This is a genomic window from Bacillus pretiosus, from assembly GCF_052947655.1.
The window spans coordinates 280001-290000 of record NZ_CM129593.1 but is presented as its reverse complement, the minus strand read 5'-3'; the positions used below and the strand labels follow the sequence as shown (position 1 = coordinate 290000).

At 36.8% G+C, this 10000-nt stretch carries 7 protein-coding genes and 3 rRNA genes (2 of these 10 cut by a window edge); 6 read left to right on the top strand and 4 right to left on the bottom strand.

Translation table 11 applies throughout. The features are described from left to right. Positions 1 to 545, bottom strand: a 16S ribosomal RNA gene (locus ACU8YW_RS01630); it reaches 1007 nt to the left of the window's first position. 515 nt (positions 546 to 1060) lie between these two features. Here ACU8YW_RS01630 and ACU8YW_RS01625 point away from each other — a divergent pair. Continuing rightward, the gene (locus ACU8YW_RS01625) at positions 1061 to 2995 is read left to right on the top strand and encodes a glycosyltransferase (protein WP_088610423.1); all 1935 of its coding nucleotides are present in this window, start codon (positions 1061 to 1063) and stop codon (positions 2993 to 2995) included. Positions 2996 to 3058: 63 nt separating this feature from the next. Next, entirely contained in the window at positions 3059 to 3835 is a 777-nt protein-coding gene (locus ACU8YW_RS01620; RefSeq protein ID WP_088610424.1) for a class I SAM-dependent methyltransferase, read from the top strand. 40 nt (positions 3836 to 3875) lie between these two features. Here the strand turns inward: ACU8YW_RS01620 and ACU8YW_RS01615 are convergent, their stop codons facing one another. Then, a complete protein-coding gene (locus ACU8YW_RS01615; protein WP_106383619.1) occupies positions 3876 to 4820 on the bottom strand; it encodes an NAD-dependent epimerase/dehydratase family protein in 945 nt (314 codons plus the stop codon). A gap of 270 nt (positions 4821 to 5090) precedes the next feature. Between ACU8YW_RS01615 and ACU8YW_RS01610 the strand changes: the two genes are divergently transcribed. From ACU8YW_RS01610 to ACU8YW_RS01595, 4 genes are all read left to right on the top strand, one after another. Next, complete coding sequence (locus tag ACU8YW_RS01610; protein ID WP_064460162.1) at positions 5091 to 5885, top strand: sulfotransferase family 2 domain-containing protein; 795 nt, start codon at positions 5091 to 5093, stop codon at positions 5883 to 5885. Between the two features lie 204 nt (positions 5886 to 6089). Then, positions 6090 to 6812, top strand: a complete 723-nt coding sequence (locus ACU8YW_RS01605) for a class I SAM-dependent methyltransferase (protein WP_426934731.1) — start codon at positions 6090 to 6092, stop codon at positions 6810 to 6812. Positions 6813 to 6838: 26 nt separating this feature from the next. Then, positions 6839 to 7711, top strand: a complete 873-nt coding sequence (locus tag ACU8YW_RS01600; RefSeq protein ID WP_106383617.1) for a class I SAM-dependent methyltransferase — start codon at positions 6839 to 6841, stop codon at positions 7709 to 7711. Between the two features lie 186 nt (positions 7712 to 7897). After that, on the top strand, positions 7898 to 8974 hold the full coding sequence (locus ACU8YW_RS01595) for a glycosyltransferase WbsX family protein (RefSeq protein ID WP_088121150.1): 1077 nt from the start codon (positions 7898 to 7900) through the stop codon (positions 8972 to 8974). Positions 8975 to 8989: 15 nt separating this feature from the next. Here ACU8YW_RS01595 and rrf read toward each other — a convergent pair. Further along, positions 8990 to 9105 (bottom strand): 5S ribosomal RNA (rrf, locus tag ACU8YW_RS01590). Positions 9106 to 9154: 49 nt separating this feature from the next. Next, positions 9155 to 10000, bottom strand: a 23S ribosomal RNA gene (locus tag ACU8YW_RS01585); it runs 2076 nt beyond the window's last position.

The window sequence follows — 10000 nt, the reverse complement described above, 5'->3', positions numbered from 1 at the left end:
GTATTACCGCGGCTGCTGGCACGTAGTTAGCCGTGGCTTTCTGGTTAGGTACCGTCAAGGTGCCAGCTTATTCAACTAGCACTTGTTCTTCCCTAACAACAGAGTTTTACGACCCGAAAGCCTTCATCACTCACGCGGCGTTGCTCCGTCAGACTTTCGTCCATTGCGGAAGATTCCCTACTGCTGCCTCCCGTAGGAGTCTGGGCCGTGTCTCAGTCCCAGTGTGGCCGATCACCCTCTCAGGTCGGCTACGCATCGTTGCCTTGGTGAGCCGTTACCTCACCAACTAGCTAATGCGACGCGGGTCCATCCATAAGTGACAGCCGAAGCCGCCTTTCAATTTCGAACCATGCAGTTCAAAATATTATCCGGTATTAGCCCCGGTTTCCCGGAGTTATCCCAGTCTTATGGGTAGGTTACCCACGTGTTACTCACCCGTCCGCCGCTAACTTCTCGAGAGCAAGCTCTCAATCCATTCGCTCGACTTGCATGTATTAGGCACGCCGCCAGCGTTCATCCTGAGCCAGGATCAAACTCTCCAATAAAGTTAGTTTGTCTAGCATCTAAAAATAAAAATTGACGTTTCACGTTGTTTGTTTCGTTCAGTTTTCAAAGAACTACTCGGTCGCTCATTTGCGACTTCCTTATGTTAACATCTTCGTTAGTTAATGTCAACTAAGTTTTTCATTTTGTTTGCCGCGTTCTGCGTTATTGCATCGGCGACTTGTTCTATATTACACCTCTATATCCTAATCGTCAATACCTTTTATCCTTTTTATTTTATAAATTCTAAAGGGTATTGAACCTTCTTCATTTATACTCCGTTCCTAGAGATTAATAAACTGTTGCAATCACTTTCATAATCGACAGTTTATACTTTCTTACTTACACCTTTCTAAAGAATGAATAGCAAGCCAAACAAATATATATTAAAGGTAGCACTTTTTATTTCGAGTACATTCCAGCTGTATCCACAATTATCTCCTACCACTTCTCTCTAGGAATTATAAATACACCATGCATTTACTAAAAATCTAATTAACTTAGGAGGCGTTATGAAATGCATGTTAATAAGAAGATCATTTATGTATCCCATGATGCCCATTTCCACGGAGCACAGCTGCTTTCTTTACATACTATTAAAGCTCTTAAAGAAAACTTTCATTACTCCGTCGCAATTATTTCTATTGGAACGGGCATTTTAATCCACGATTTTCAAAAGTATGGTCCTGTTTATTGCCTAGAGGAAGACTACCCAACAGAAAAAAGGGTCGAATTATTAATAAAGAAGTTACTATCACAAGACTATACCATCGCCATATGTAGTACCGTCATAAGTGGTGACATAGTTGCATTACTAGCTAAACACAATATAAAAGTTATTTCATTAATACATGAATTGCCGCATTTAATACAACAGTACTCTGCCGAGGGGAAAGCGAGAAACATTGCCCAGTTTGCTTACAAAATTGTCTTCCCTTCACAGTACGTGTATGAAAAATTCCGTACAATCACCCAATTAGATCATCAAAAATGTCACATCCTCCCTCAAGGCTTGTTTAACCACAATCCTTATAAGAACAATATTGCAAAAGCTAGAAGCGAATTACGAAAAAAACACAACCTGCCTCTAGATAGCAAAATCATTTTGGGAGTAGGTTTTGCTGATCATCGGAAAGGGATAGATTTATTCTCACTTATTGCTTACTCAGTAAGAAAAGTTCATACGAATATTCATTTTATCTGGGTCGGGAGAACGGATGTTCATTTCTTTAACACACTATCCCCAAGATATACAGCACATTTCACATTAGTTGAGCCTACTCCAGATATCGGTTTATATAACGCCGGGGCTGATTTATATTTATTAACTTCAAGAGAAGATCCTTTTCCAAACGTTGTTTTAGAAGCATTAGATACAAAAGTCCCTGTTATAGGGTTTAAAAACGCTGGAGGTTTTGAAGATGTTGTTACGGAACAAACTGGCGCCTTAGTAGACTTTTTAAATTTACCGCAGGTGCTGGAAAGAATATATGAATTTATTGGAGATGAAGACTTACGATTAAAAAAAGGGCGCTTTGGCCAAGAGCTTATTGAAAAAGATTTTAACTTTCTTCATTACATTTATCAACTGTTAAACCTACTTGATCATAATTACAAAAAAATAAGCGTAATCATACCGAACTATAATTACGAAAAATACTTACCTGACCGAGTTAAATCCATATTAAACCAAACCTATCCCCTTTACGAACTAATTTTCCTAGACGATGCCTCCACTGACAATAGCGTATCTATATTTAAACAGCTGCTCTCAAACGAAAATAAGCCCCACCTAAAAGTTCAGCAGATTATTAATGATAAAAACTCTGGTTCTGTATTTAAACAATGGATAAAAGGCGTCTCTGCAGCAACCGGTGATTATATTTGGATTGCAGAGGCCGATGACTTATGTGATCAGACATTTTTAGAAGAAGTAATACAAGGGTTTCATATAAATGGTGATGTTACCTTAAGCTACACACAATCAAAACAAATAGACGAACAAGGAAATATCCTGGCCAATCATTATTTAGATTACACAAATGATATTGATAAAGAAAAATGGAAAAGTTCTTATTTTCGAAAAGGGATAGATGAAATACAAGATACATTACTTATCAAGAACACCATACCTAATGTCTCAAGTGTAGTTTTTAAAAACATAGATATAAAAACAACAGAAAAACAATTAGAAAAGTTTAAAGTAGCTGGTGATTGGTTTTTCTATGTTTCTATTCTTAAAGAGGGGAACATTTATTTCAATCCAAAACCACTAAACTATCATAGACGACATACAAATAGCGTAACGGGAACAGAAGATTCATATTCCCATTACAGTGAAGTTGTACAAATGCAGAATTTCATTAAAGAAACCTTTACTATCGACAATATTTCAAAAAAGAAAATGTACACATATAGAAAGTATCTTAAAGCATATTTGAAGATTGAATGATATATTTTCTTCGCCATCAGTGTCTCTTGTAAGACGTTACTATCATTTAAGGGGGGTTACTCATTGAAAGAATTTATAGAGGCAAATAAAGATTTGATTTCTCAAATTGCACACAACTACAATGTAAATGCAAGTATCCATCCAGAGGATCATATCTTTCAATTCCTTGTCACTAATCCAGTCTTCCCATCTAAAAAAGAAGCGATAGATTATTATTTTCAAGATGGGAGAAAATCCGCAGAAACACTCTTAGATTTAATTACGTCCTTTTATCCGCCTATAGACACTCCAATAAAATTATTAGAATTCGCATCCGGATACGGCTGCGTAACACGTCATTTATTAAACCTACAAACGAACTTAAGTATAACTACCTGCGATATACATGAAGAGGCTATTACTTTTATTGAACGTACATTAAATACTTCTTCTATCTTGTCTCACCCTGAACCTGAACAAGTAAATTTGACCTCCTCTACGTATGATATCGTTTTTTGTCTATCCTTTTTTTCTCATATGCCTGATACAACTTGGTTTCGTTGGCTTCAAACATTGTATAATGCTGTTTCTCCTGAAGGCTTACTCATTTTCACAACTCATGGTTATCAAAGTAAAAAGTACTTCAGCTTTCCAGATTTAAATAAACAGGGTTATTGGTTTCTCCCTTCTAGTGAACAATTAGATTTGGATGTTCATCAATACGGGCAAACGATCGTTAGTCCCTCTTACGTATGTGACAAAATTAAATTATTACCCTATAACCCTGTCATCAAAAAATACACTGAAGGTTTTTGGTGGGAACATCAAGACCTTTGGGTAATAAAAAAAGAAATAAAATAATAAACCACGCTCTACTTATACAAAAGTAGGGCATGGTTTATTATTTTTTACTATATAAGAACTCTTCAATCCATAGCTTATTTAATCTAATTCCACTTTTGAAATCTATTTTCGGTTCCCAATTACATTCTCGTCTTACTCTATCTATATTTAAAATGATTTTTTGAACATTTTCTTGCCTTTGTTTATAGCAGGTAAAGTCCACTTTTCTTTCCGTTAATTTCTCCAATTCTACTATAATTCGTTTTAAAGAGAGACCCTTGCCGCTCCCTATGTTATATACACAAGATTTCAAACGATTTAATTTTGATAGTTGTATAGTGATTTCAACTAAATCATCGATATAAATATAATCTCGAATAATCTCTTGTGGATTCCCATATATATTAATCTTTTCATTACTGAGATGCTGATACAAAAAACAGTTTATTGCCCCAACTTTCTTTAAAGGATTTTGATATTTTCCATATGGATTAGAATATCTACATACAACATAGTCAATTCCGTATTTTTTCTTATAAAAGTACAAGTAATTTTCAAGCGATACTTTTGTTATTCCATAAGGAGAAAGTGGTTTTAATGGATGTTCCTCATCAATAGGTAAATATTCCGGTTCACCATAAACCGTGCCTCCAGAAGATGCTAATACAATTTTTTTAACAGGAAAATTTTTAACACTTTCCATGAAGTTAAGAAAAAAAAAGCTACTGTTTATATCTCCGAAAACATCTTCAATTGAAGTTGCTACATTAGACGTTGCAGCTAAATAAATAATAATATCCACATCCACTAAAGCTTTATATATATCTTCAACATTTGCTAAATCACCTTTAATAAATTCAACATCACTTATAATATTTTGAGGAAAATTATTTATATGTCTGGAAAATACTTTGACAGTTTGACCTTGTTTCAATAAACCTAATGCGAGGTTAATACCAATGAAACTATTTCCACCTACTATTAAATAATTATTCTTCCTCATAATATCCTCTCTAGTAATAAGATTTTTGCTTATCACACCTAGAAATGCAACTAAATGAACTTGGTCACTGCTATTATTCATCCTCTTATCATTGTATGCTTCCTATAAATTTTCATTATCTTTATTTTATATTTCCCTTTTAGAATCGCTATCTTATTTAAGCTGACCGCAAAAAACACTCATACTATTTACTCATTCCCATGAATATATTGGATTAGTAAAAACTTCCCTTCTCCATAAATAAAAATTTCAAAAAGGAGCACTACATGTATGAAGAGTGTAAATCAAGAGCTTTTAAATCATGTAATCCTACATAAAGATCGAATCCCACATTTTCATAAAGACTTTCCACTTATACTATTCTGGAGCCATAGAAGCGGATGTACCGCCTTAGCTAATTGGTTCTTTTTTCAAATCGGATTGTTTAATGAAGCAAAGAAATACCATGACTTTATTCATTACTATGAATTCTGGGTGTATAAAAACAACACTAACTACATACCAGAGTTACAAAATGGGCTTCTAACAGCAAATAAAGATGTTTGTAAACTTGTACGGAATCCCTACAAAAGGGCCGTCAGCTCATTTTTATTACTTGCTGACAATCCATATGCTAGCCCTCAATGGGAAAATATCCGCCACTATTTGTATAATGACAAATATAGTAACCGTGGAGTATCATTTAAACAATTTTTATATTACATTCGAGCATTGGGTTCAAATTCCCTAGCAATGGACATACATTTTAGTCAGCAATACGTTCCAGGTGAAGAAAATTTCATCCAATACTATATTCCTTTAGAAGATTTTAATACACAAATCACTAAGATAGAACACACGTACGATTTGATTAAATCCAATTTAGCGCTTCTTACAAATTCAGATCATCATCGGGCTCATAAGATGCTTTATACAGGAAGCTATGCAGAACTCAGCATTACAGATGCCACCTTCCCTCGCTTTCCAACATATGAAAGCTTTTATGATGAAGAAACAATGGCGTTAGTTACAGAAATATATGCACAAGACTTTGAAATGTATCCGTACACAAAAGGGATATTCTAAGTCGATACATTCTTCAATGAATAAAAGCGAATGTATCGCATAGCATAAAGTGAAACTTTAATTAGCGTGGGGTTCTCTCCCGCTAATTATTCCATTCTACCAATCTCACTTTTATGGGTTCCCTAATTTCCATCCACTCTCTTTGATTTCACTGATTGTTGACGTGTGTGTCATATGCATTTTTTTACAAAGGAGTGATGTCATGTGGAAGGTAATTTGAAGCACAATAATGGATATTGCGTTATTTGTGAGAAGGAAACTACATTTATAGAGCATAATGATTGGCTTAGAGATCATTACTTATGTTCTACATGCCACTCTATACCAAGGCAGCGAGCTATAATCCATGTTTTAAATACATTTTTTCCTAAATGGGGTTCCTATCATATCCACGAATCCTCTCCTGGGGGAATTACAACTCAGCTACTTATAAAAAACTGCAAAAACTATACGTATTCTCAATACTTTAAAAACTATCCTCTCGGCCAATACTTTCAAGGAATTAGATGTGAGAACTTAGAGGATATGACTTTCCAAAATGAATCTTTTGATTTGTTCATTACTCAAGATGTCTTTGAACATGTAATGGAGCCAAACAAAGCCTTTAAAGAAATAGAGCGTGTATTAAAGCCTGGCGGTGCTCATGTGTTTACTGTCCCTTGGTATCATACACTCACAAAGACTTTACAAAGAGCAAGAATCAATAAAGAAGGAATCGAATATATTGAGGAGCCAATTTATCATGGTAATCCTATTGATGAGAACGGGTCTTTAGTAACATTTGATTGGGGTCAAGATATGATTGAATATATTTATACACATTCAAATATGTATACCATTGTTTATTTACAAAAGGATAGATCACTGGGGTTAGATGCTGAATTTCTACACGTTTTTATTAGTAAAAAACACGAAAATAATTTTTAGGTACTATATAATTTGGAGGTTAACAAATGAATAACTTCAAGTTAGGAAATGATTTTGATAACCTTGTTAGCCCGCTTTCTGATGTCGAACTTCTAAATCTATTTATACAAAGTTGCTCACAAACAAAGATAAATGGCATTCCAGTACCTATGTTCCCCCCTGAAGAAATTCAACAACAGTTTGTAGGTGCTTCCTATGAACATGCTCTTTATGAAGCATATTTGTTTTATAGCCATGTAAAAACATATGCCCAAAATCTAGGTGTTCCTTTGAATAAAGGACGTAAAATTTTAGACTTTGGTTGCGGATGGGGAAGAATCATACGCTTCTTTTTCAAAGATGTTCGCGATGAAAATTTACTTGGTATTGATGTAGATCCCCTCATGATTACTCTTTGTAATGAAACGTTAGGAAGAGGGATATATAAAACAGCCAACCCACAACCTCCTGTAGGATTTATTAATGACAATTCATTAGATATCATATTCGCTTATTCTGTATTCTCACATTTATCCGAAGAAACAGCAGAAAATTGGATAAAGGAATTTTCAAGAATTCTTCGTCCAGGTGGCATCTTCATCGCCACAACACAAGCACGCTATTTTCTCGATTTCTGTCAACAATTTAAGGAACACCCTGAATTAATTCAAACGGGATGGCATAAAACTTTATCACAAGCTTTTCCAGATATAAATCGTGCCATCTCGGATTATGAAAGCGGCAATTTTGTCCACAGCCCTACGGGAGCTGGAGACGTTAGAAACAGTAGCTTCTACGGGGAAACCGTTATACCTAGAACTTATATTAAAAACCACTATGAGAAGTATTTAAAGCTACGGGACTTTTTTGATGATACAAACCGGTTACCCCAAGCTCTATTTGTTCTCCAAAAAGATTAACTCTTTTCGCTCATTGTATAATGAAGATCATTTTGTATCTCAGCCGTATATATTAAATCATCAAAGAATTCATTATGCAGCATAAACACAGTAAGTAAATAACATATCTCATGTTTTAACTAGATTCGAAAAATCAAAAGTAACTTCCCACCACTTGAACTACGAAGAACATAAGGGGGATATATCTTGAAAATAATCGCTTTTTACTTACCACAGTTTCATCAAATAAAAGAAAATGACCGATGGTGGGGGAAAGGGTTTACTGAATGGACAAATACTAAAAGTGCACGACCTTTATTTTCAGGACATTACCAACCTAGAGAACCTTATCAAGATTTTTATTATGACTTAACCACCCCATCCGTAAGAAAATGGCAAGCAGAAATCGCCAAAGCACATGGCATATATGGTTTTTGTTATTACCATTACTGGTTTAAAGGGAAGAGGCTATTGGAGGCACCCTTTAATGAGGTACTTAAGATGAAAGAACCAGATTTTCCATTTTGCCTTTCTTGGGCAAATGAACCGTGGACAAAAACTTGGGATGGTCTTGATAGTCACATATTAATGCCTCAAAATTATGGAGAATTATCGGATTGGAAAGAGCACTTTGAGTATTTATTGCAAGCTTTCCAAGATGAGAGATATATCCGTATAGACGATAAACCACTATTCATTATTTATCGCCCCGGGCATATCCCTCATTGTGAACAAATGCTTCATTATTGGAATACACTCGCACAAGAAAATGGTTTGAAAGGTATATACTTTGCAGAAACATTAAACAGCTTTCCACTTCCTAATATAAATGGATTTGATGCTAGCATTGAATTCGAGCCTTTTTATACAATTGCTCATGATAGCTCTTCAGACATAAATAAAACAATATATGAGTCTGGTAAACAAATAAACGCTTGGGATTATGATAAAGTGTGGATGTATATACTAAAACGATCTCCTCCAGAGAAAAAAACATTTCCTGGTGCCTTTGTTGACTGGGACAATACAGCACGCCGCAAAGACTTAAATAGCAGCATCTTCCTAGGTTCTACCCCTAGGAAGTTCACGATATATTTAAGCAAACAAATCCAGCGTACCTATTCTCTTTACAACAGCGAGTTTTTATTTATTAATGCGTGGAATGAATGGGCAGAAGGTACTTACTTAGAACCAGATAAAAGGTATGGATTCGCCTATTTAGAAGGAGTTAAGCAGGCAATTAACAGAGGTATGAAAGCATACAAAAAAGACGAGTCATTCTGACTCGTCTTAATAGTTGCTTGGCGACGTCCTACTCTCACAGGGACAAGGTCCCAACTACCATCGGCGCTAGAGAGCTTAACTTCCGTGTTCGGTATGGGAACGGGTGTGACCTCTCTGCCATCATCACCAAACTATGAAGGCATATTCCTTCAAAACTAGATAACATTTGCTTCATATTATATGGTTAAGTCCTCGATCTATTAGTATTCGTCAGCTCCACATGTCACCATGCTTCCACCTCGAACCTATCAACCTGATCATCTTTCAGGGATCTTACTAGCTTACGCTATGGGAAATCTCATCTTGAGGGGGGCTTCATGCTTAGATGCTTTCAGCACTTATCCCTTCCGCACATAGCTACCCAGCTATGCCCTTGGCAGAACAACTGGTACACCAGCGGTGCGTCCATCCCGGTCCTCTCGTACTAAGGACAGCTCCTCTCAAATTTCCTACGCCCACGACGGATAGGGACCGAACTGTCTCACGACGTTCTGAACCCAGCTCGCGTACCGCTTTAATGGGCGAACAGCCCAACCCTTGGGACCGACTACAGCCCCAGGATGCGATGAGCCGACATCGAGGTGCCAAACCTCCCCGTCGATGTGGACTCTTGGGGGAGATAAGCCTGTTATCCCCGGGGTAGCTTTTATCCGTTGAGCGATGGCCCTTCCATGCGGAACCACCGGATCACTAAGCCCGACTTTCGTCCCTGCTCGACTTGTAGGTCTCGCAGTCAAGCTCCCTTATGCCTTTGCACTCTACGAATGATTTCCAACCATTCTGAGGGAACCTTTGGGCGCCTCCGTTACACTTTAGGAGGCGACCGCCCCAGTCAAACTGCCCACCTGACACTGTCTCCCGGGTCGATAAGACCCGTAGGTTAGAATTTCAATACAGTCAGGGCGGTATCCCACCAGCGCCTCCACCGAAGCTAGCGCTCCGGTTTCAATGGCTCCCGCCTATCCTGTACAAACTGTACCAAAATTCAATATCAGGCTACAGTAAAGCTCCACGGGGTCTTTCCGT